The organism is Streptomyces tyrfis (genome assembly GCF_037034285.1).
Lineage (GTDB): Bacteria > Actinomycetota > Actinomycetes > Streptomycetales > Streptomycetaceae > Streptomyces.
This window is the reverse complement of sequence record NZ_JBAGJZ010000006.1, coordinates 61297-82911: the sequence shown is the minus strand read 5'-3', so window position 1 is coordinate 82911 and position 21615 is coordinate 61297. Positions and strand designations below refer to the sequence as shown.

At 71.0% G+C, this 21615-nt stretch carries 24 protein-coding genes; 7 read left to right on the top strand and 17 right to left on the bottom strand.

The window, feature by feature from the left end; genetic code table 11:
* Positions 1–22: 22 nt before the first annotated feature.
* The 10 genes from WA762_RS06630 to WA762_RS06585 all read right to left on the bottom strand — a co-directional run bounded on the left by WA762_RS06630 (position 23) and on the right by WA762_RS06585 (position 6171).
* The gene (locus WA762_RS06630; protein ID WP_335933714.1) at positions 23–436 is read right to left on the bottom strand and encodes a hypothetical protein; all 414 of its coding nucleotides are present in this window, start codon (positions 434–436) and stop codon (positions 23–25) included.
* A 165-nt stretch (positions 437–601) separates the two neighbouring features.
* The gene (locus tag WA762_RS06625) at positions 602–1180 is read right to left on the bottom strand and encodes a class IV adenylate cyclase (protein ID WP_335933712.1); all 579 of its coding nucleotides are present in this window, start codon (positions 1178–1180) and stop codon (positions 602–604) included.
* Between the two features lies 1 nt (position 1181).
* Positions 1182–1733, bottom strand: a complete 552-nt coding sequence (locus WA762_RS06620) for a hypothetical protein (RefSeq protein WP_335933710.1) — start codon at positions 1731–1733, stop codon at positions 1182–1184.
* Between the two features lie 30 nt (positions 1734–1763).
* Positions 1764–2222, bottom strand: a complete 459-nt coding sequence (locus tag WA762_RS06615) for a helix-turn-helix domain-containing protein (RefSeq protein WP_335933708.1) — start codon at positions 2220–2222, stop codon at positions 1764–1766.
* Positions 2223–2239: 17 nt separating this feature from the next.
* Positions 2240–2764 (bottom strand): DUF6879 family protein, encoded by a 525-nt coding sequence (locus tag WA762_RS06610; protein ID WP_335933706.1) that lies wholly within the window; start codon positions 2762–2764, stop codon positions 2240–2242.
* Positions 2765–3111: 347 nt separating this feature from the next.
* On the bottom strand, positions 3112–3753 hold the full coding sequence (locus WA762_RS06605; protein WP_335933882.1) for a flavin reductase family protein: 642 nt from the start codon (positions 3751–3753) through the stop codon (positions 3112–3114).
* Between the two features lie 133 nt (positions 3754–3886).
* The gene (locus WA762_RS06600) at positions 3887–4522 is read right to left on the bottom strand and encodes a DUF7003 family protein (RefSeq protein ID WP_335933705.1); all 636 of its coding nucleotides are present in this window, start codon (positions 4520–4522) and stop codon (positions 3887–3889) included.
* Positions 4523–4791: 269 nt separating this feature from the next.
* Positions 4792–5001 carry a DUF397 domain-containing protein gene (locus WA762_RS06595; protein WP_335933702.1) on the bottom strand — a complete coding sequence of 70 codons (210 nt, stop codon included), beginning with the start codon at positions 4999–5001 and terminating at the stop codon, positions 4792–4794.
* Between the two features lie 85 nt (positions 5002–5086).
* Positions 5087–5296 (bottom strand): DUF397 domain-containing protein, encoded by a 210-nt coding sequence (locus tag WA762_RS06590; RefSeq protein WP_335933701.1) that lies wholly within the window; start codon positions 5294–5296, stop codon positions 5087–5089.
* Positions 5293–6171, bottom strand: coding sequence for a helix-turn-helix domain-containing protein (locus WA762_RS06585; protein WP_335933700.1), 879 nt, complete (start codon positions 6169–6171; stop codon positions 5293–5295). Before WA762_RS06585 ends, WA762_RS06590 begins: the two co-directional genes overlap by 4 nt.
* A 164-nt stretch (positions 6172–6335) precedes the next feature.
* Here WA762_RS06585 and WA762_RS06580 point away from each other — a divergent pair, with 164 nt between their 5' ends.
* Together WA762_RS06580 and WA762_RS06575 are read left to right on the top strand one after the other, a co-directional pair.
* On the top strand, positions 6336–6851 hold the full coding sequence (locus WA762_RS06580) for an ATP-binding protein (protein ID WP_443080532.1): 516 nt from the start codon (positions 6336–6338) through the stop codon (positions 6849–6851).
* Positions 6852–7168: 317 nt separating this feature from the next.
* The gene (locus WA762_RS06575) at positions 7169–8128 is read left to right on the top strand and encodes an RpnC/YadD family protein (protein ID WP_335933698.1); all 960 of its coding nucleotides are present in this window, start codon (positions 7169–7171) and stop codon (positions 8126–8128) included.
* 41 nt (positions 8129–8169) lie between these two features.
* On the opposite strand, the gene WA762_RS06570 is transcribed toward WA762_RS06575, so the two are convergent.
* Both WA762_RS06570 and WA762_RS06565 read right to left on the bottom strand, forming a co-directional pair.
* A complete protein-coding gene (locus WA762_RS06570) occupies positions 8170–9084 on the bottom strand; it encodes an enoyl-CoA hydratase/isomerase family protein (protein WP_335933697.1) in 915 nt (304 codons plus the stop codon).
* Between the two features lie 220 nt (positions 9085–9304).
* On the bottom strand, positions 9305–11533 hold the full coding sequence (locus WA762_RS06565; RefSeq protein WP_335933696.1) for an acetate--CoA ligase family protein: 2229 nt from the start codon (positions 11531–11533) through the stop codon (positions 9305–9307).
* Between the two features lie 330 nt (positions 11534–11863).
* On the opposite strand from WA762_RS06565, the gene WA762_RS06560 reads away from it, so the two are divergent.
* A complete protein-coding gene (locus WA762_RS06560; protein WP_335933695.1) occupies positions 11864–13240 on the top strand; it encodes a COG1361 family protein in 1377 nt (458 codons plus the stop codon).
* Between the two features lie 137 nt (positions 13241–13377).
* Here WA762_RS06560 and WA762_RS06555 read toward each other — a convergent pair whose 3' ends face one another.
* Positions 13378–14577: a flavin-containing monooxygenase gene (locus WA762_RS06555; RefSeq protein WP_335933694.1), complete on the bottom strand. Its 1200-nt coding sequence runs from the start codon at positions 14575–14577 to the stop codon at positions 13378–13380.
* Between the two features lie 146 nt (positions 14578–14723).
* Between WA762_RS06555 and WA762_RS06550 the strand changes: the two genes are divergently transcribed.
* Both WA762_RS06550 and WA762_RS06545 read left to right on the top strand, forming a co-directional pair.
* Positions 14724–15176, top strand: a complete 453-nt coding sequence (locus WA762_RS06550; RefSeq protein WP_335933693.1) for a DoxX family protein — start codon at positions 14724–14726, stop codon at positions 15174–15176.
* Positions 15173–15613, top strand: a complete 441-nt coding sequence (locus WA762_RS06545; protein ID WP_335933692.1) for a Zn-ribbon domain-containing OB-fold protein — start codon at positions 15173–15175, stop codon at positions 15611–15613. Before WA762_RS06550 ends, WA762_RS06545 begins: the two co-directional genes overlap by 4 nt.
* Positions 15614–15947: 334 nt before the next feature.
* Here WA762_RS06545 and pspAB read toward each other — a convergent pair whose 3' ends face one another.
* Both pspAB and htpX read right to left on the bottom strand, forming a co-directional pair.
* Positions 15948–16532, bottom strand: a complete 585-nt coding sequence (pspAB, locus tag WA762_RS06540; protein ID WP_335933691.1) for a PspA-associated protein PspAB — start codon at positions 16530–16532, stop codon at positions 15948–15950.
* Positions 16533–16587: 55 nt separating this feature from the next.
* Positions 16588–17499 (bottom strand): zinc metalloprotease HtpX, encoded by a 912-nt coding sequence (htpX, locus tag WA762_RS06535; protein WP_335933690.1) that lies wholly within the window; start codon positions 17497–17499, stop codon positions 16588–16590.
* Positions 17500–17811: 312 nt separating this feature from the next.
* Between htpX and WA762_RS06530 the strand changes: the two genes are divergently transcribed.
* Together WA762_RS06530 and WA762_RS06525 are read left to right on the top strand one after the other, a co-directional pair.
* Positions 17812–19008, top strand: coding sequence for a cytochrome P450 (locus WA762_RS06530; RefSeq protein ID WP_335933689.1), 1197 nt, complete (start codon positions 17812–17814; stop codon positions 19006–19008).
* A gap of 118 nt (positions 19009–19126) precedes the next feature.
* Complete coding sequence (locus WA762_RS06525) at positions 19127–19354, top strand: ferredoxin (RefSeq protein ID WP_443080531.1); 228 nt, start codon at positions 19127–19129, stop codon at positions 19352–19354.
* Between the two features lie 324 nt (positions 19355–19678).
* Here WA762_RS06525 and WA762_RS06520 read toward each other — a convergent pair whose 3' ends face one another.
* On the bottom strand, positions 19679–20383 hold the full coding sequence (locus WA762_RS06520) for a pyridoxine/pyridoxamine 5'-phosphate oxidase (protein ID WP_443080530.1): 705 nt from the start codon (positions 20381–20383) through the stop codon (positions 19679–19681).
* A gap of 31 nt (positions 20384–20414) precedes the next feature.
* A complete protein-coding gene (locus tag WA762_RS06515; protein ID WP_335933687.1) occupies positions 20415–21584 on the bottom strand; it encodes a thiolase C-terminal domain-containing protein in 1170 nt (389 codons plus the stop codon).
* Between the last annotated feature and the right edge of the window lie 31 nt (positions 21585–21615).

Here is a 21615-nt window from a genome sequence, read left to right as displayed (position 1 = left end):
CCCCCGGTCCGCCGCGCCCGCGCTACCCGTTCTGCTTGCCCTGCTCATCTCGCTTGTCCTGCTTGCTCCGAAGGCGCTCCTCGGACTTCTGCATCTCGATGACGGCGAAGACGTGCGTGCTGATCTGGTTGCGCATGGCGCCGCTGACGCAGAGCGCCGTACCCGCGACGGCCGTGGGCACGGACAACGCGAGGATGAGCATCAGCTCGGGCCAGTCGCGCTCCTGACCGCACAGCGACCGGTCGTTCTGGAAGGAGGAGCTCGCGACCGGGGATTTGCACTCCAGGTCGCCCCTGCCGTAGTTCACGGTGTACGGGACCAGCAGGAGGCAGCCCACCCAGATCAGCAACCCGGCCGCGACGGCCAGCAGCCCCCCACCGCAGAGGCGGAGCGTCGAGGAGCGGGATTCGAAGTGCTGGCGGGTGGCCCATTGCATGGCGGTTCCCTTTCCCTGCGGGCGCGAAGGGCGAGCCCCGGTGGATGTGGCGCATGCGCCACCGAGCGCATACGGGACGGCAGTTGGAAGCCGAGGTCCACCGATCCTACGCACGACGCGGGAGCCCGCCGGGGCGCGCCCACGCGGTGAAGCCCGCAGAAACCGTCACGCCCCCGCCCGCCGGAGCACCAGGTCCCGGTACGGCAGGCTCACCGTTGGGTGACCGGCGATGCCGAGCGCGTCCTCGATCTCCGCGACGAGGTCGGCTGCTCCGGCGGCCGATGCCCGATTGACCTCGGTTTCGATGAAGGTTCCGACACCGCGCACGGTATCGACACTGACCGTCACGTCGGGGACATCCGGGTGTTTGTAGCTGGTGCGTGTCTTCTCGACTCGGACCAACTTCCTCATCCCGATGTTCGTGAGCAGCCGCTCCGCGAAGGGGGCCTCGCCATCCCCGCTGAGGATCACGTTCGTCTCGGCCTTCGACACCACGTCGTCGTGGGCGTGTGTCCTCGGATCGGACGCGGGCTTGTACGTGATCTCCGCGAAGTCACCCCGGCGACGGACCCGCAGGCACTCCACGGTTTCCAAGTAGTCCACGTCCGGGCGGCTGTAGTACGTGTCCACCTCGGTGACGGGCCCGCCGCCCACGTAGCCGAGTGCGGCCGGCCGGGGCCGCACCCCGGCCCCGGCGTCCGGCAGCTCCCGCTTCCGTTCGACCTCGATCGTGCTGTTCTTCATGTCACGCTCCTGTGTTGACCGCCGCGTACACGCGGGCGAGGTTCGCCCTGCTGCACCACTGCCGGACGCAGTGCATCGCCGACCCGAGGGCGTCCGAGTCGGCGATGGGGATGTGGGAGAACAGGACCAGTTGCTTCGCGTCCCTCAGCGGGTTGGGCAGATTCCGCCGAAGGTATCGGTTGTAGTAGCCACGGTCCCTCTCGGTTACGTCCGTCGCCTGGACGGGCATGAGTACCGTCCGTTGATCCGGAGTCGCCTCGATGGAGTCGACGGCGAATGCGGCAAGCAGGGTGTCCACGGTCATGTAGGCGTATGTCTCCCGCCCCTCCCTGGTCATCCAGTTCTCCCAGATACGGCGGCATTCGCCTTCCTCGCGTTCCGCCAGGGCGAGGAACATGGAGATCGCGCGGTCGGTGCACTCGTCGAAGACGTCTCCGTCCACCGTGTGGTGATCCGCGTAGTGCTCGCTGAGGGAAAGCAGCATGGAGAGTTGGGAAGCCGGCAGCCAGTTCACGTCCGTCAGCCGGTACTGCACGGTGTTGCACACGATCACTCGAGGGAGGCGAGTGCGGCGCGGATGAGATCACGGGCCGGCGATCCGCGTACTGCCGTCGAACCGGGTGATGCCCGTCAGGAGCCCCGTGGCGTACCCGGCGGTCTGCACCATGCCCGGCATGACATTCGAGGCGTACACCCGAAACGAGCGGGTCCGCCGGTACAGCGGGACTGTCTTCTCATGAACGCGGCGCATGCCGTCGCTGTGAATCTGCCTCCACTCGACGTACATCGACTCGGCGTTTCGGGACGCGGCGATGATGTCAGCCGCTTGTTCCTCCGCGCCGCAGGCGGCGCACCATGCCCGGATGTCCGCGTCCGAAGGCGGCGTGACCCCGCGCGCGATACGGGACGACTTCGCCCGGTGCCAGCCGCACCGCAGGGCCAGCTCATGCCCGGACAGCCCCGCATCCTTCATGAGCCCTTGCAGCCGGGACGCGACGGCAGCCCGTGCGGCCTGGGCGCTGGAGAGCGGGGACGAGGACATGAGCTGGACCGGACGGATCACACGGTGTACTTCTCGTGCGGGACAGCGCGCTCCCACACGGCCTCGAAAGCCCGCGCACACTGCGCGACGACGGCGGGTTCTTCGGTCTGGTCCGTGTGCACCCAACGGCCCATGCCGTCGAAGACGTTGAACTGTGCCAGTCGGCCGTCGAACAACCAGTAGTCGTTGCCCGGCAACAGCAGGTCGGACGCCTGACGGCGGGGAAGCCATCGGATCTGCTCCCCGGCCGCGATGTTGGTGAACGTGCCGGAGTGCTCGAACGCGATGTAGTCACTCACGGGCTCGGAGACGACACGGGCACGTCGGATGACGACACCGTTCGCCGTCACCTCCCGCACGAGGTCCAGCCAGGGCCGCCACCAGGAGCTCCGATCGTTCGGGTCGAGGCGACGGCCCCGCTTCCACGCCGCGAAGCCTTCGATCTCGTTGTCGACGCCGTACCCGTCCCGCATCTCCAGATGAACGGCCGACTCCCGGGCCGACCTGATGAGATCGGAGAAGTCAGTCAGACTCTGCGACACGAAGCGCCTCCCGAAGAAGCGGGACCATTCGCTTCGGAACCCTGATGACCGACTCGTTGCCGGGGATCGGAACATCCCGCGAGCTGGTGCCCCTGGTCTCCTCGTCCGCCGTCCACCCCTGTACGACGAGATCCCGCGTGTCGGCGTCCACCCATACGGCGGGTGACCCGTGGTCTCCGGACTCGGGGTCCTTGCCGACGAACCGTAAGCGCATGGGGGTCCCTGTCGAGCACGTCGCGCCTGGTGCCATGACTTCCACTCTGCCCGAACGCCACGGTCGAGAAGGCCGTATCCGGACAACCCGATCCGACTGCTTCCCGGCGAGCCGGGCGCGGCCGACACCCGGCTCATGCGCTGAACCGGCCGAACCTCCCCCGGTGGAACAACAACGGACCGTCGCCGTCGCCTCCGCCGCCTTCGTCCGCCGGGCCGGCCGCCCCCAGCGCCTCCACCCGGCCGACGACGATCAGATGGTCGCCCCCGGTGTGGACGGTGTGGACGCGGCAGTCGATCCAGGCGGGCACGCCGTCCAGCAGCGGCGATCCGGTCACCGGGGCCGCCTCGTACGCCACCCCCGCGAACTTGTCGGCCCCGCTCACCGCGAAGCCCCGGCACAACGCCTCCTGGTGCGCGCCGAGCACGTTGACGCAGAAGGACCCGGCGCGGGCGATGCGCGGCCAGGTCGTCGACGTACGGGCGACCATGAACGCGACCAGCGGCGGGTCGAGGGAGAGCGAGGCGAACGACTGGCACGCGAAGCCGGCCGGCCCCCCGTGCACCTCTCGATCCCCCGGGTCGTGGGCGGTGACGATGGTGACCCCGCTCGCGAAGTGTCCCAGTACACGCCGGAACTCCGCCGGGTCCACCGGGGGACGCTCGCCGTCCGCGACAGCCCGCAGTTCCGGGCGCGGCAGCGGATCGACCGGCGTCGGCCCGGCACTCGTGGCGGCGCCGACGGACCTCAGGTACCGGACGGCGGTGGCGGCCATGCCTGCGTGTCCCATCACATTCCCATTGAAACTGACGCTGCATCAGATCGGAAGGGATGGGACGGCGAATCCGGACGGAACAACGGGACTGCGCGCGTTGCGGGCGCAGTCCCCCCGAACCTGCGGCGGCCAGTCACAGAGTTCCGGAGTCCGGCCAGTTGGACCAGTGGGTATTGGGCGAAAGGCTCGGCCGGTAGCGTCCGACGTCTCCGGACGCCAGGACTTCCGCAATCTGCTGGTAGGTCTCACTCATGCTGGGAGGTGTCTCGATGTCCTCCGGCTGATGCCATTCCTCCAGTTGCAGGACCTTGGGCAGGTCCCCCGGAATCCTTGACCGCACTTCGGCCTCGTCGGCAAGGATCAGATCCCGGTACTCCGGCACCAGCCTGCGGAACACGACTTCGAGCGGCTCGCCGGGCTCCCCCTCCACGGCCGGCGTTCGGCCCCTGACAACCATGGGAGCACCACCTGCGTAGGTCTCCTGATCGTCGATCTCCTCCATGTTCTCGATACGAGAGTGGATGCCCTCGCTCTCACAGCCCGGTTCACCGGTGATCAGGCAATTCCCGTAGGCACCCACGACATTGACGAGGTTGCCCATGCGCGGGTTGTACCCGACGGTCTCGATGATCAGAGCCCAGCGCCCCGGCTCCCGGTAGAGGTGCATCCGCGCGTCCACCGCGTAGAAGTAGCCGTTGTCGGGATGAGGAATCTTGAACTCGGCGGCGCATGCGTCCAGTTGGGCGAGAATGTCGTTCGCTTCGATCACCCAGCGGACGCTACCAGGGCTGACTGACCGTGGAGCGTGCCTCACTTCGTCTGGAGGAACCCTCAAGGCAGGTGCGACCCGTACGGGCGGTACGGGTCGCATGGGGAGGGGAGGCTGCGTGTCGACGCATATCGCGGGAGGCGCGAGGCCACCCGTTGGGTCCCGGCGGCCGCGCTGGTCCCGGCCGCGGTGGGCACCGCCGTGGCCGGCACCGCCGACCCGGATTCACCGGCCTGGTACACGCTGACCCCGCGCTGATCGGCTGTCGGTCAGCCGCCAGCGGCGTACGCCACGAAGTCCGCCCAGGCGGTGGGGGAGAGGGAGAGGCGAGGGCCGTCGGTGTTCTTGGAGTCGCGGACATGGACGGTGTGGGGTGCGGTGGCGACTTCTATGCAGTCGTTGGGGTTGCTGCTGTCGCTGTGGCTGCTCTTGAACCAGATCGGTTCGGGGCTGTCCCCGGCAGGTGCGTTCCGGATCACGTTTCCTCCAGCACTCGGTTGTACAGGTCGGCTCGGTGATCCGCCTCGCCCCCGGAACGAGGGCGAGGCGCGGGTACCGCGCGGGTCAGAGACCGGCGGCGTACGTCACGAAGTCGCTCCAGGCGTCGGGGGCGACGGTGAACAGCGGGCCCGGGACGTTCTTGGAGTCGCGGACGTGGACGGTGCGAGGGGTGGCGGCGACCTCGACGCAGTCGTGGCCGTTGCTGGTGTCGCTGTAGCTGCTCTTGAACCACGCCAGCTCGGAGCCGTTCCCGGCAGAGGCATTCCGGATCATGTTTCCTCCAGCATTCGCTTGATGAAAGTCAGCGACTCCCGTGCGCTGAGAGCCTCTGATCGGATGATGCCATAGCGCAGTTCGAGGATTCGTAGCTGTTTCGGGGTGAAGACAGGGCGTCCCCCGAACTCGTCGTCGGTACGCCCAACCGCAGTGCCGTCCCCGAACTTCAGCACTTGGATTCGCCCACCCGTCCCAGGGTGATTCCAACGGGCGATCGGCATCACCTGGATCTCCACGTTGCGCAACTGCCCCACCTCCAAGAGGCGTTCCAACTGCCCGCGCTGAACCATCCTGCCCCCGGTGGGACGCCTGAGCGTCGACTCTTCCTGGACAAAGCTCAGCTCGGGTGCGGGAGAGCGGTCGAAGATGGAACGCCTGGCCATCCGCGCGGCGACCAGACGTTCCAACTCATCCTGAGAATAGGCGGGGCGCCTCGTCATCAGAAGTGCCCGGGCGCACTCCTCGGTCTGGAGCAGACCGTGCAGGCTGTGGCTGCCATACGACAGCAACTCCACCGCACGCGCCTCCATCCGAGCCAGATCCCGAATCTTCTTCGGGTACCGGACCTCCGCCACGTCCGCCTTCATGGCGGAGATCAGCCCGCCCGCCTTCAGGGTCCTGTCGGCCTTGTCCAGGTACTCCGGGCGCGGAATCCGCTTGCCCGACTCGACCTTGTAGACCTGGTCCTCGCCGTACCCGATCGCAAGGCCGAACTCCGCCGCCCGCATCCCCGCGGCTTCCCGGCGCAGCTTCAACTGACGCCCCACCGTGGCGACGACCGCCGCGCCGGACTCGTCATCGGGGTCGACCTCCCAGCCCGGCTCGTCCGCGTCGGTTCCGGTCCTCCCCGTACCGGCCGCATCCACCCGCATCCCGTACCACCTCCACCTGCCGTCATGTCGTCGGCGCGACGGCCGTGTCCGCTCCTGAGCCCGCTCCGGACAGCTCCGGCATCCCCGGACAAGCGACGGACAGTTACCGTACGCATTCGCCTGATCACTGGTCAGCGTAGATCGCTACGGCGAGGCTGAGGGGCGTGAAACGAGAAATCACCCTCCCTCAACACAACGGTGCCGTCTGTGCGTTCACCGTGATGCTCTCGCCCACGCGTCGAGGCGCCCGCCTGGCCCGGCTGCTCGCCACGACGCAGCTGGGCGAGTGGGGAGTCGCCTCACGGGTGGAAGCGGCCGCCCATATCGTGGCCGAACTGGCAGTCAATGCCCTGACCCATGGCCGGGTGCGGGGGAGAGACTTCCGGCTCGGGCTCGGCGTCTACGGCGACGGAGCGGTGCTGCGCATCGAGGTGACCGACGCGCGCGGCGAGTGCCTGCCGCCCGAGCCGGGGCGCACGCACGTACCGGACGCCGACCGCGAGTCCGGGCGCGGGCTGTTGATCGTCGAGGCGATGGCCGACCGTTGGGGGATCAGCACCGGGCCGGCCCCCTGCAAGACCGTCTGGGCCGAACTCGACCTCGCGCCGAGCACAGGGCCGGCTCTGACGACCGGGCTCTCCTGGGGGCGGGCCTCCGGTCACGGAGGGATGCGTGAATGAACATCCGTTCGGTCGCCCTCGCGACGCCCAGTCACTCACATGGATGAGGTCGTCCAACTGAGCTGGAAATAAGCCCGGTTGTCGGGCATATGCTCGCACGGCGAACGGCTCCGGAGGCACGGCGTTCCCCGGAGCGCGTGACGCCTTCGTCCGGGAACGCGCGGCCCGGACCCGTCCGCGTCCCGCTTCCGGCCGGTCCGCCGACCGCGCTCCCCGTCCTTCCGCGCCCGACCCGTAGTCAGCACATCCGTCGGTGGCTCGTGTGCCTCTGCCCGGCCATGCCTCCGACCTCTTTCGAGCAACTCCAAGGAATCCGTATGGTCAGCTCGTCCCACGAGGCGATGCACCGCATCTTTCAGGAGTATCCCGGGCTCTTCTCCCGTGTCTCCGAGGTGCTGGGCATCTCCATCGGCTCTCCGGCCTCGGCCACCATCATGCCCACGGACCTCACCGAGAACCGGCCACTCGAACGCCGGGTGGACACCCTGCTGCGGATCGACATGGAGGGCGACGAGCAGTCGTACCTCCTGGCGATCGAGGCGCAGGGGAAGAAGGACCCGGAGAAGCCGGTGAGCTGGATGTACTACCTGTCCTACTTGCAGGCGAAGTACCGGCTGCCGCCCATGCTGCTGGTCGTCTGCCAGGACCGGGCCACCGCCGAATGGGCCGCTCAGCCGTACTCCGTCGGGCACCCGCAGGCACCCGTACTCACCCTGCGGCCCCTCGTCGCGGGCCCGCACAACATGCCGGTGATCAAGGACGTGGCCGAGGCCCGGAAGGACCTGGCGCTGGCCACCCTGGCGGCGATCACACATGCAGGCGATCCGGACATCGGTACCATGCTGAAGACGCTGTCGACCGCTCTGCGGGACGTGCCGGAACCCATCGCTGACCCGATTGTCGAACTCATCGCTCAGGGCCTGGGCAAGCGCCCGGCCGCACAACAGTGGAGGAACCTGGTGGCCGTGGATCTTTCGTTCTACAAGTCGGCCCTCTCGGAGGAGATCCGGGACGAGGGCCGCGCCGAAGGCCGAGTTCAGGGACGTGCGGAAGGACGCGCGGAGGGCCGTGCGGAAGGGCGTGCCACGGGCCGTGCCGAGGGGCGTGCGGAAGGTATCGCCAGGAGTGTGCTGCTCCTGTTGGGGCAGGGTGGCGTGACTGTACCGGGTGAGGCCCGGGAACGGATCATGGGCTGTGCCGATGTCGACACCCTGAGCCGCTGGCTGCTGCGGGCGGCGAACGCCTCCTCCGTCGAGGACGTCTTCGCCGAGAAGTAGGAGACCGGGGCCGGCGTCCGGGGGAGGTCGGCCCCCGGGTCTCACCGTCCCTGGAACTTCGGCTCCCGGCGTTCCACGAAGGCGGCCACGCCCTCGTTGGCGTCGTGCGTGGTCATGTTGATCTCCTGGGCCGCCGCCTCCGCCGCGAAGGCCGTCGCCCGGTCGGACTCCAGCGAGGCGTTCACCAGCTGCTTGGTGAGGGCGAGGGACCGGGTCGGGCCGTCGGCCAGCCGTTCGGCCCAGGCGCGGGCGGTCGCCGCCAGCTCCCCGTCCGGTACGACCCGGTTGACCAGGCCCAGACGTTCCGCGTCCGCCGCCCGGAGGGAGTCCCCGAGGAACAGCAGCTCCTTCGCCCGCTGCGGGCCGATCAGGCGCGGCAGCAGATACGCGCCGCCGCCGTCCGGGACGAGCCCGCGGCGGACGAACACCTCGATGAACTTCGCGGACTCGGCGGCCAGCACCAGGTCGCAGGCGAACGCGAGATGGGCGCCGATGCCCGCCGCCGTGCCGTTGACCGCCGCGATCACCGGCTTCTCGCAGTCCAGGACCGCGGCGATCAGACGCTGCGCGCCGAGCCGGATCGTACGGGCCACATCGCCCGGCACCCGGTCGCCGGGCGTGCGGGAGCCCGGGGCGGAGGGGCCCGTCGCCGGAGCGCCGCGCAGGTCGGCGCCCGCGCAGAAGCCGCGGCCGGTGGCGGTGAGGACGACCGCCCGGACCGCCGGGTCGGCGGAGGCGGTGGCGAGCAGCGCGATGACGCGTTCCCGCTGGTCCCAGGTGACGGCGTTCATGGCCTCGGGGCGGTTGAGCGTGATCCAGGAGACGCCGTTGTCAGTGGTGTGGAGTACCAATGAGTCGAGCGGGTCGGCCGACGGGGGCGGATCGGTTCGTCCGGCGTGTTCGGTGTGCCGATCACGTTCGGTGTGCTCGGCGGTGTCTTCGGGGGAGGACGGCATGAGGAAGCTCCTTGGCGGGTGGTGGGGGCGCGGGAGGCGGACGGGGCGCTTCCGGGGCGGTGCCCGGCCGGACGGACGGCTTCGGCCTGCCGGACGGGCCCGGTGGGTGCGACGGGCCCGGTGGGCCCACCGGCTCCGGCATGACGTCGGGCCTCGGCGTACCGGACGGCTCCGGCGTGCCGGACGGGCTCGGGCCGGGGCGGCGGCAGGCGGCCGGTGGTCAGCGGCAGACGGCCAGCGCGTCCAGTGCCACCGCGCCCTGTCCGCGTCCCAGCACCATCAGCGGGTTGATGTCCAGCTCGGCCAGGTCGTCGCCCAGTTCCAGGGCCATCCGCTGCACCCGCAGCACGACCTCGACGAGCGCGTCCACGTCCGCCGGCGGCCCGCCGCGCACCCCTTCCAGCAGGGCCCGGCCGCGCAGTTCGCCGAGCATCGACCGGGCCTGGTCCTCGCCGAACGGCGGCACGCGTACGGCCGAGTCGTGCAGCACCTCGACGAGCACGCCGCCGAGTCCGACCGTCACCGTCGGGCCGAACAGCGCGTCCTGGGTCACACCGACCATCATCTCGACCCCCCGCTCGACCATCTGGCAGACCAGGATCCCGTCCAGCTCGACGCCCTCGTACCGCGCGATGTCGGTCAGTTCCCGGTATGTGTCGCGCACCTGGCTGGCGGAGGTGAGGCCGACCTTGACCAGCCCCAGTTCCGTCTTGTGGGCGAGCCGGGCGCCGGACGCCTTCATGACGACCGGGTAGCCGACCAGCCCCGCCGCCCGGACGGCCGCCGCCGCGCTGGTCACCAGCTGCTCGCGCGGCACCCGGATCCCGTAGGCCCGCAGCAGCTGCTTCGCCGCGTGCTCGCTCAGCTGGTCGCCCGCGCGCAGCAGCCCCCGCGCCTTGCGGAACGAGGGCGACGGCGTGCGCGGGGCCTCGTCGAAGGGGGAGCGGTAGCGGTCGGTGAACCGGTGGTGGTCCAGATACGCCTTCACGGCGGTGATGCAGTTGCGGAAGGTGCGGAAGGTGGCGACGCGGGACGAGCCGAGCAGGGTCGTGCGGTAGGCGTCCTCGGTGCCGACGGGCGAGCCCCACACCACGCAGACCAGCTTGTCCGTGGCCTCCGCCGCGTCCACCAGGTCCTGCGCGAGCTTGTCGCTCATCGGCGGGAAGGGACCGGTGATCGGGCAGATCAGCACCCCGACGTCCGGGTCGGCGAGGATCGCGTCGATGATCTTCCGGCCCCGCCAGTCCCCGACCGGGTGCCCGCCGTTGTCGACCGGGTTCGCGACGTTGAGATAGCCGGGTATCCACTGGTGCAGTTCGCGCTGCTTCTCCTCGGACAGGGTGGGGAGCCTCAGCCCCGCCTCGGTCGCCAGGTCCGAGAAGTGCGCCCCCGTGCCACCGGAGATCGAATACACGACGACGCCGTCGGCCAGCGGTTTGCGGGCCCGGGCCAGCAGGGCGGAGGTGTCCTGGAGCTCGTCGAGCCCGTCGACCCGGATCACGCCGAACTGCCGCATCGCCGCGTCCACCACCCGGTCGGCGCCGGTCAGCTTGCCGGTGTGCGACGCGGCCGTCCTGGCCCCCGTCTCCGTACGTCCCACCTTGACGGTCACCACCGGCACCCCCTCCCGCGCGGCCCGGTCCGCGGCGAGCAGAAAGGAGCGCCCGTCCTTGAGCCCCTCCACATAGCAGGCGATGGCCCCGACCTCCGGGCGCTGTGAGAAGTACGAGATGAAGTCGGCGGTCTCCAGGTCCGCCTCGTTGCCCGTGGGCGCCCAGTGCGAGAGCCGCACCCCCAGTTCCTGAAGGGTGTGGACGGGGCGTCCCTGGTGGCCGGACTGGGTGATCAGGGCGATCGCGGGTCCGTCCAGGTCGTCCCGGAACTTCTCGAAGGCGTTGAGGTTGGTGTTCGGCCCGAGCAGTCGCAGCCCGGACCGTTCCACCGCCGCGGCCAGCCGTGCCTGCGCTGCGGCGCCCGCCTCGCCGGTCTCGGCGAACCCGGAGGCGAAGGCGACGGCGAACTTCACCTTCGCCTGGGCGAGTTCCTCGATCACCGGGAGCGGGTCGCCGACCAGCAGCACGGCCAGGTCGACCTGTTCCGGCAGGTCCGCGACGGACGGGAAGCAGGGCCGCCCGAACACGGTCTCGCGGGTGGGGTGCACGGGATGGAGCCGGGCGCCGACCCGTTCGGCCCAGGCGATCAGTTGCCGGGTGATCCCCGTATTGGGGCGTCCCTCGGTGTCGGAGGCGCCGACGACGGCCACGGACTCGGGCCGGAAGAACCGGTCCAGGTCGGGCACGGGCGCGTGCAGCGGCCGGCCGCTGACGTCGAGGTCGCCTTCCGCGGCGGCGGTCGCCATGCTGTGGACGGCGGCGCGCGGTTCCTCGCCGCAGGCCACCACCCTGGCGCGGAGGTCGGTGGTGAGGGTGCCGTGAGTCGATCCAAGCATCGTTCCGCCCGCTCCTGCTCGAAGTCCGTCGGCTGCCTGTTTCCGGCCAGCCCAATAGCTGACACAGTGTCAGGTTACTGAACTGACGCCGTGTCAGGAATGGGTGTGCAGGCAATGCCTGCGGGCGGCGCGCGGGAGCGGAGCCGGGGGAGGGGCGGATGCGTGGCGAGGGGGCGGGAGACGGTCGAGGGAGGGGTGCGGAGGGGGCCGGGCCGGGAGCGGGGCGGCGTCCGAGGTGCCGTACAACCTCCGGGTGATCTTGGGTGTCCAACTGAAAGGGCCGGTTCCCCGGCCGAGTTCGCCATTCATGGCCCATCTTTGGGGGAGAGAATGAGACCCGCCTTCGCCCGGCGCACCCTGCGGCTCACGGCCTGCGCCGCCGCAGCCGCCGGACTGCTGTCCGTCGGACTCGCGATGCCCGCGTCCGCCGACGAACCGGTGGACCAGACCGACCAGCTGTGGATCGACGCGCCCGGAGGACAGAACCTGCCGCTCGGCGGCGGCCCCGACGGCGAGCCGCAGAGCCGCACGCTGGCCATCGGGCTCTACCACGACAACGGCAACTTCACCGTCACGGGCGGCCTGCTCACGGTCGACGTCTCCGGCATCGCCGGGGTGGCCGAGGTGACCTGGCCGGACAACTGCGCGCCGAGCGGGACGACGGCCGTGTGCAGCGTCCCCGATGTGCCGATCATCAATGACGACTACAGCCGGCAGGTGCGTCTCACGGTGCGGGCCGCCGACGGCGCGGCCGCCGGGGCGCACGGGCGGATCACCTACGCCGCCGTCGCCACGGGCGGGCCCGCCGGCTCCCTGGAGGCCCCGCGCGACTCGTTCGACTCCACGCTCACCGTCGCCGGCGGGCCGGACCTCTCCCTGGAGAACGTCGCCCCGGTGAAGGACGCCCAGCCGGGCAGCACGCACACCGTGCCGTTCACGCTCACCAACAAGGGCGACGCCCCCTCCGAGGGCTTCACCGTCCGGATGGTCGCCTCGTACGGTCTCGACCTCGTCACCCGGTACCCCGAGTGCACGTACCGGACGCTCGGCGACGGCGGCTACGCCCCGATGACCGAGGCCACCTGCGCCTTCGACCAGGTCCTCGAACCGGGCGACTCCTTCGCCCTGCCCGAGCCGATGCGGGTGACCCTCGCTCCCCACGCGTACGCCGAGCGCCTCGACATGAGCGTCGACCCCGGCAACGGCGCCGCCGACCTCGCGGACGAGGACAACTACACCATCGCCTACCTCGACGCGGTCAACACCGCCGACTTCGAGGTGCGGGGCGTCCGTGTCGCGGGCGCCGCGGGCGAGACCGTCACCGCCGAACTCGGCTTCCGCAACAACGGCCCGGCCTGGCTCGGCAACCTCGGCTCCGGCGACCCCGTCGCCAAGGTCGACTTCACCGTCCCCGAGGGCGTCACCGTCACCTCCGCGCCCGAGGAGTGCATAGCGCGCTCCCTGGACGGCGTCGACTCCTGGCCGAGCAGTGCCGGCGCTCCGCGTTACGTGTGCAAGCTGCCGTACTGGACGCTGCCGGACACGGCGCACACCCTTGCGTTCAAGCTGCGCATCGATCAGGTCGTCCCCGACGCCACCGGGCAGATCGTGCTGCGGCCGAGCTTCGGCAGCGCGCCGTTCCCGTTCGACCCGAACCCGGACAACAACACCGCTCAGTTCGTGGTGAACCCCGCCTCCGGGGTCTGACGCACACCACGCCGAACGGTACGGGAGTTCACCGCGCGGGGCGCGGCCGGTCGTCGCACCGGCCGCGCCCCGCGCGCGTACCGCCACGGGCCCGGTGGGTGTACGGCGAGGGGCGTGCGGCGGTGGGGGCGCGGCGATCAGCGGGAGCGGGCCGTCCTCCGGGCGATCTTCCTGGCGATCTTCGGTGCGTCCAGGGCGATTTCGCGCAGCATGCCGCTGATCGGATTGGTGAAGCCGATGAAGTACAGCCCGGGGGCCCGCTTCGGCGTGCGGCCCCCGCGCACCACCGGGCGGCCCCGGGCGTCCAGTACGCCGAGGTGGCCGACCAGCCCCTCCAGGGCCCTGCGGTAGCCGGTCGCCGCGATCACCGCCTCCGGGGTGATCCGTTCGCCGCCCGCCAGCACCACCGCGTCCCCGTCGAACGACTCGACGGCCGCCACCGGCGCCACCCGGCCGCCCTTCACCGCGTGGATCAGCCCCACGTCCTGCACCGGGATCGCACCCTCCCGGACCCGCGAGTACAGGCCGGTGTCCGGCCGTGGCAGCCCGTGCGCGGAGAGGTCGGGCACGGCCAGCCGGCACATGAGCTTCGCGGCCGGGTTCACCAGCCACACCGGCAGCCGGCGCACCAGCACGGCGGTCGCCTGCGAGGGCCAGCCCGCCGTCGAGCGGCGCACGATGTGCGGCACGGTGCGCACCGCGATCCGCACCCGTGACGCCCCGCCCTCGGCCAGGTCGACGGCGATCTCCGCCCCCGTGTTGCCGACGCCGACGACCAGGACGTCCCGGCCCGTGTACGGGGCGGCGTCGCGGTAGCCGGAGGCGTGCGCGAAGCCGCCGGTGAAGCCGGAGCGCCCGGGCCAGTCGGGGATGTGCGGGGTGTGGTTGAAGCCGGTGGCCACCACGACCGCCCGGCCGGTCAGCATCCGGCCGCCGCTCGCGGTCAGCTGCCAGCCGGTGCCGTCCGGGGCCGGGTCGACCCGGGACACCTCGACGCCCGTCACCACCTCCAACTCGTGGTGTTCGGCGTACTTCTCCAGGTAGCGCACCACATCGGCCCTGGCCACCCAGCGTCCGAACCGGCGCGGCATCGCCAGCCCCGGCAGCGCGGACCAGCGGCGGACGGTGTGCAGGCGCAGCCGGTCGTAGTGGCGGCGCCAGGACGCCCCCACCCCGTCCGACTTCTCCAGCACCACCGCCCGCACCCCGCGCTCCCGCAGGGCCGCGGCGGCGGCCAGACCGCCCGGGCCGCCGCCGATCACGTACACGGGACGGTTCTCGGTGAGGTCGGTGAGGGCCGGGACGGAACCACCGGCGGCAGGCGCTCTGTCGGGCATGGTCCGGAGCGTAATCACGCCCCTGCTTGTTGGGTCTCGGTCAAGACCGGAATCGATTGCGAATCGATCACGGCGCACGCCTCTTGTGCGGACGGTCGCCATCAGGTGAACTGACGTATCGTCAGATTCCTTGACCGGGAGGCCTCATGCAGACGATCTGGCTCGGCGGGGCCGAGTGGCTCGCCGTTCTCCGGGTGGGCCTGGGCCTGTGGTGGCTGGAGAGCTGGCGGCACAAGGACAAGAAGGGCTGGTTCGAACGCGGTACGGGCATCGCCTGGGCCGCCGACGTGGCGGAGAAGCACCGCTGGGCGGCCGTGCGCACCGGCTTCCGGCGGATCGTGGCCCCGCGCCCCAAGGCCATGGCGTACATCGTCGTGTACGCCGAACTCGCCCTGGGGCTGGGCCTGGTCGCCGGGTTCCTGACCCCGGTCGCCCTGGTCGGCGGGCTGCTCCTCAACCTTCTCTACCTGGTGCTGATGATCCACGACTGGGCCGAGCAGGGGCAGAACGCGATGATGGCGCTGATCTCGCTCGTGGCGTTGCTCGCGATGTCCTGGCAGACCTGGTCCCTCGACCACGCGATCGGACTCTTCCTGTGACGACCTCCTCCGGCGCCGCCGTCCGCTTCGACCTGCCCGAACCCGACGCCTTCAGCCGCCCCTACTGGGACGCCGCCGCGCGCGGACGGCTGCTGCTGCGCCGCTGCGGCGCCTGTGGGCGCGCCCATCACTACCCGCGCGAGTTCTGCCCGTACTGCTGGAGCGAGGACGTCGTCTGGGAACCGGCGAGCGGGGAGGCGACGCTGTACACCTGGTCGGTGGTTCACCGCAACGACCTGCCGCCCTTCGGGGCCCGGGTTCCGTACACGGCCGCCGTCGTCGATCTGGCCGAGGGGCCGCGGATGATGACCCAGATCGTGGACTGCGCGGAGCCGGACCTGGCGATCGGCATGCCGCTCCGGGTGGCCTTCCGGCGGGAGGAGGGCCAGGAGGCGGTCCCGGTCTTCCGGCCGGGGGCCGCGCGGGCCCGTGCCTGACTCCCCGGGGCGGGTGTGTTCTTCGGGCGGGTGTGCTCCCGACCGCGGTCGGTGTGCTCCCGGCCGCGGCGGGTGTGCTCTCGGTCGCGGCGGGCAGGCGCGGTGCGGGGGCGGCACCGGCGGACCCGGTGCCGATCGCCGCTCACGGCCCCCGCACGGCCCCGGGGACCGCGGGCGGCGGCTTTCACGGCCCGCCCGCCCCCGGCGCGCACGCCTGAGGCCTCGCCGCCCCCGGCGCGTACGTCTGCGGCTTCACCGCCCCGGCGCGCACGCCCTCAGCCTCACTGCTCCGGCGCGCACGCCCGCGGCCTCGCCGTCCCTCGGGCGCGTACGTTCACAGACCCGGCGCTCCCCACACCGGGAACCACCGGGCCAGGTCCTTCTCCACCCGGAGGTCGTTTCCCAGGAGGGCCCTGACCTGCAATTCCAGCTGGTTGTCGCGTTTCTCGGCGCCGTCGGGCGCGGGTGCGAACGGGTAGAACGTGCCGCGTTTGTACAGATAGACCAGGGCCAGCGGGCGGTCGTGGCCGTCCCGGAATCCGATCAGCGAGCAGAGCAGCTGCGGGCCGAAGCCGCCTTCCTGGAGCAGGGTGTTGACCGCGTGCAGGTCGTTGACCAGGGAGGCCACGTCGTCCGGGGACTGCCGGGCGAGCAGCCAGGTGTAGCCGTAGGCGTCCTGGCTGAACTCCACGGGGACGCCGCCGCGGTCGGTGTCGGCGTCGAGCAGTTCGCGCACGTCCTGCCGCACGCGGGCGAAGGAGCCGCCCTCGACGCCCGCGAAGCAGACCGAGCCGAGTCCGGTGGGCGTGAACCCGGCGCCCGCCTGGAGGGTGAGGGCCGCCGACGGCACGGCGAAGAGCTGGTCGAGGTCGGGGCGGACCGGTTTGCTGCGGCCCAGGATGGCGTCGAGAAGGCCCATGAACGCTCCTTACCGGTAGGTCGTGCGCTTCCGTTGCCCCGCGCTGCCGGGCTTCTCACGGACGGGAGAGCTCGGTGGAGATGCGGGCCAGCTGGTCCAGGCGCTGTTCGAGGGTCGGGTGCGAGGAGAGCAGCCGGCTCAGGCTCTCCTTGGAGGAGAACGCGGGGACGAAGTAGAACGCGTTGTACGGCTCCGCCTTGCGCAGGTCCTCCGTCGGGATGCGGGCCATCTGGCCGCTCACCTTGGTGAGGGCGGAGGCCAGCGCCGAGGGCCGCCCGGTCAGCAGCGCGGCCGCCCGGTCGGCGGAGAGCTCGCGGTAGCGCGAGAGCAGCCGGGTGAGCAGAAAGCTCAGCACGTACACGACCGCGCTGATCAGCGGGATCAGCATGACCACGATGCCGACCGGGTCGTTGCTGCGGCTGCTGCGGGAGAGCCCGCCCCACAGGGCGACGCGGGTGATGACGCCGGCCAGCACGCCGAGGAACGAGGCGATCGTCATGACGGCCACGTCGCGGTGGGCGACGTGCGACATCTCGTGCGCGAGCACCCCCTCCAGTTCCGGCGGCTCCAGTCTGCGCAGCAGCCCCGTGGTGGCGCAGACCAGGGCGGTCTTCTCGCTGCGGCCGGTCGCGAAGGCGTTCGGCACATCGCTGCGGGCGATGGCCACGCGTGGCTTCGGCATGTCCGCAAGGGCGCATATCCGGTCGATCGCGCCGTGCAGCTCGGGCGCCTCCTCCGGGGTCACCTCGCGGGCTCCCATGCTGAACGCCGCGATGCGGTCGCTGAACCAGAACTGGGCGATGAACATGCCGCCGACGATGATCAGGATGATCGGCCAGGCGCCGCGCAGCACCGCGAGCAGCACCCCGACCAGGACCACGTACAGCAGTCCGATCAGGAACATCGTGCTGACCATGCGGGTGGTCAGTCCGCTGTCCGGGGCGTAACGGGAACGGGTTCGGCTCATCGTCGCCTCCAGTCACGCTGTCGCCTTCCATCTTGCCCCTTTCACCCGGAAAGCGGGACGGCGCAGCCGGAATGCGGGGCCCGGGGGAGGGACTATGGAGCACCCGGCGGGCGGAGTTCGACGTGCGCGTTCGGTCCGGCGGGGGGAAAGTGGCCGACGAGGGAAAGCAGACGGGGGAGGGAAAATGGACCGGGGGAGGTCCCGAGGGGCCACCGGAGGATATTTGGCCGAACATCACCTGGACCCTTTAGATGCCTGAGGCATCTAGTGGGCAGAGATCGGTAGGACTCCCTCACCCCTGCGAGGTCCGCCATGGCAGTTGCCGAGACCCCTTCATTTCCGCAGAACCGTACCTGCCCCTATCACCCGCCAACGGAATACCGCAGCGCGCGACGCGAGGAAGGGCCGGTGTCGTCCGTCCGGCTCTTCGACGGACGCACGGTGTGGCTGGTGACCGGACACGCCGAGGCCCGTTCACTGCTGGCGGACCCGAGGCTGTCGTCGGACCGGGAGCACCCCTCGTTCCCGATCTTCGCCGAACGGATCGCGACGTCCAAGCTGCGGCGCGTGGAGCTGCTCGGCGTCGACGACCCGGAGCACAACGTCCAGCGCCGGATGCTCATCCCCAGCTTCACGCTCAAGCGGACGGCGGCCCTCCGGCCCCAGATCCAGGAGATCGTCGACCGGCTGCTCGACCGGATGGTCGAGCAGGGACCGCCGGCCGACCTGGTCAACTCCTTCGCGCTGCCCGTTCCCTCCATGGTCATCTGCTCGCTGCTGGGCGTGCCGTACTCCGACCACGAGTTCTTCGAGGCGCAGTCGCGCAAGCTGCTGCGCGGGCCCGCGGCCGCCGACGTCGAGGCCGCGCGGGATGCCCTCGACGAGTACTTCCGTGTGCTGATCGAGCGGAAGCGGTCCGCCCCGGGCGAGGGGCTGCTCGACGAGCTCATCGTGAAGCAGCTGGAGACCGGCGGGCTGGACCGCGACCAGCTGGTGCGGCTGGCCCAGATCCTGCTCGTGGCCGGTCACGAGACGACCGCCAACATGATCTCGCTCGGCACGTTCACCCTGCTCCAGCACCCCGAGCAGCTGGCCCGGATGCGGGAGTCGGACGAGCTGATGCCGACCGCGGTCGAGGAACTGCTGCGTTTCCTCTCCATCGCGGACGGGATCTCGCGGATGGCCGTGGCGGACATCGAGGTCGGCGGTGTGACCATCCGGGCGGGCGACGGCGTCATCCTGTCCACCTCGGTGATCAACCGCGACGAGAAGGTCTACCCCGCACCGGACCGGCTGGACCTGGGCCGGAACGCGCGCAATCACCTCGCCTTCGGGTTCGGCATCCACCAGTGCCTGGGCCAGAATCTGGCGCGGGCCGAAATGGAGATCGCGTTGCCGGCGCTGTTCCGGCGTCTTCCGGAACTGCGGATGGCCGTGCCCGCCGAGGAAATCCCGTTCAAACCGGGCGACACCATTCAGGGACTGTACGAACTGCCCGTGACGTGGTGATCGGAAGGTGATCGAAAACGGACCCGAAGAATCGCCGGGATCGATCCGCCGAATCTTCCGGGTCCGTCGGAAGAGTTGTGCCGGCCGGATCATCCGGAGCGGCTGAAGGGGCCGGATCATGGCCGGATCAGAAAGGCTTGCCGACATGCGGATCGATATCGACATCGACAGGAACCGGTGCATCGGCGCGGGACAGTGCGCGCTCACCGCACCGAAGGTGTTCACCCAGGACGACGAAGGGTTCAGCGAACTGCTGCCCGACTACGAGAACGCCGCCGACGGACCCACGGTGAAGGAGGCGGCCCGCGCCTGCCCGGTGCAGGCGATCATCGTCACCGCCGGATGAAACGACCGCCTCATCGCTGCGACAGCAGCACCGCTGCACCGCCTCATCGCTGCACCGCCTCACCGGTCGAACCGCCTGACCGCTGAACCGCCTCACCGGTCGAATCGCCTCACCGGTCGAATCGCCTCGGACGAGCCGTCCGACCGGTCGAGGCGGCTCATCGGCCGCACCGTCCGGCCGACCGCGACCGCATGCGTGGATCGCGGCCGGCCGGACGGACGGCGTGGTGCGGCGGCCGGCCGGGGGAGCCCCGGGCCGGGATCGGAGAGGCCCCGGGCCCCGGGGCCGGGAAGCCCCGGGCCAGGCCCGGAGGAGCCCCCGGTCTCAGGGCCAGAGGAGTTCTCGGTCCCAGCCCCGGGCGTCCGCCCGCCTGACATAACGCAGCCGTATGTGCCGCCGCCGGGCGTCGCCCTGGAAGAACTCGACCTCCCGGGGCTCGACCACGTACCGCGTCCAGCTCGCGGCCTCCGCGTCCGGCTCCGCCTCGGCGCGCCGCCAGGCGAGGTCCGAGGCGCGGTGCAGTTCCTCGGCCGAGCCGAGCACCTCGCTCTGCCGCCCGACCAGCGCCGACGCCAGCGCCCCGGTCGAGCGGGCGTGCAGATCGGCCCGGCTCTCGGCGGGGGAGCAGGCCGCGACCGGCCCCCGTACCCGGACCTGCCTCCCCTGGGCGGGCCAGTAGAAACCGAGCGCGGCATCCGGGTGGGCGGCCAGCTGACGGCCCTTCGCGCTGGTGCGGTGCGTGGCGAAGTGCCAGCCGCGTTCGTCCGCGTCGTGCAGCATCAGCGTGCGCACGTCGGGCCGGCCCTCCGCGTCGACGGTGGCCAGCGACATCGTGTGCGGCTCGGTCTGCCCGGCGGCCACGGCCTCGGCGAACCACGCGTGGAAGAGCGGAAGCGGCGTGTCGGGTGCGTCGCCCGGCTCGAAGGCCGGGAGGTCGATGTCCCAGACCCGCTGGGTGTGGAGCAGATCCAGGAAGCGCCGCCGCGCGTCGGACTTCTGTACGTCACTCATGCCCCCATTGCAGCGCATGGCCCGCCGGTCTCCGCCCCCGCCACCGGGCTCAGCCCCGCCCCAGCACCACCGTCCCCGATGAGCAGAACCAGCCACCGGTCCCCGACGCCACCGCCAGTTCCGGCAGCCCGCCGCCGCTTCTGCGGACCTGGCGCGCGCCCGCCTCGCCGCGCAGCTGCCGTACCGCCTCCACCAGCAGGAACAGCCCGCGCATCCCGGGGTGGCAGGCGGAGAGCCCGCCGCCGTCCGTGTTGACCGGCAGCTCGCCCGTCAGACCGGTCCGGCCCTTCTCCACGAACGCGCCGCCCTCGCCCTTCGCGCAGAATCCCAGGTCCTCCAGCGTCACCAGCGTCATGTACGTGAACGCGTCGTAGATCTCCGCGAGGTCCACGTCCGACGGGCGCACCCCGGCCCGCTCGAACGCCAGCCGGCCCGAGACCGCCGCCGGGGAGACCGTGAAGTCGTCCCACTCGGACATGGCGGAGTGCGAGACGTGCTCGCCCGTGCCGAGGATCCACACCGGGTCCTTCGCCGTGTCCGCCACCAGGTCCTCGGCGGCCAGCAGCACCGCGCAGCCGCCGTCGCTGCGGATGCAGCAGTGCAGCTTGGTGAACGGGTCCGCGATCATCGGCCCCGACAGCACGTCGTCCACGGTGATCGGGTCGCGGAACATCGCGTCCGGGTTGGCCGCCGCGTTCGCCCGTGCCCGGACCGCCACCTCGGCGAGCTGCTCCAGGGTCGTCCCGTACGCGTGCATGTGGCGGCGGGCGGCCATCGCGTACTTCGCGATCAGCGAGTGCCCGTACGGCGCCTCGAACTGGAGGGGGCCGCGCGCCCCGAAGGAGAGGTTGGACGTCCGCCGCCCGGCCTTGATGTCCGCCCGGGCCGTCGACCCGTACACCAGCAGCACGGCACGGGCGTGACCCGCGGCGATGGCGTCCGCCGCATGGGCCGCCAGCACCTCCCAGGTCGAGCCGCCGACCGCGGTGGAATCCACCCAGGTGGGTTTCAGCCCCAGGTACTCGGCGACCTCCACGGGGGCGAGCGTGCCGAGCCCGGCGGAGGCGAAACCGTCGATCACGGACCGGTCCAGGCCCGAGTCGGCCAGCGCCCGACGGGCGGCCTGGGCGTGCAGGGCGTACGGCGTGGCGTCGTCGACGCGTCCGCAGTCCGCGAGCGATATGCCGACGACGGCGACCTTGCGCGGGGAAGCAGCCATGAATCTGACGGTACATCAGATTTCTGTCCGG